Raw genomic sequence first — 321 nt, forward strand, 5'->3', positions numbered from 1 at the left:
ATAGAGCGTAAATACATTCAATACCTTTTAAAGTGTTCTTTGCTGTATTGATACTTTGATACGGTTCTGTTGCAAAGTTAATTTTATAGTATAATTTTAACAAAAAAGGAGCGTTCTCTATGAATTATTTTAGATATAAGCAATTTAATAAAGATGTAATAACTGTAGCCGTTGGCTATTACTTAAGATACGCGCTTAGTTATCGTGATATATCTGAAATACTAAGAGAACGCGGCGTTAACGTTCATCATTCAACGATCTACCGTTGGGTTCAAGAATATGCTCCTATTTTGTATCAAATTTGGAAGAAAAAGCATAAAA

1 pseudogene is annotated in these 321 nt (G+C 30.8%); it reads left to right on the top strand.

What is annotated here, in order from left to right:
- Positions 1-119: 119 nt before the first annotated feature.
- Positions 120-321: pseudogene (locus HMPREF3270_RS10185) on the top strand (IS6 family transposase); the annotation flags it as partial.

Source organism: Staphylococcus sp. HMSC65H10 (genome assembly GCF_001839185.1).
Taxonomy (GTDB): Bacteria; Bacillota; Bacilli; order Staphylococcales; family Staphylococcaceae; genus Staphylococcus; species Staphylococcus simulans.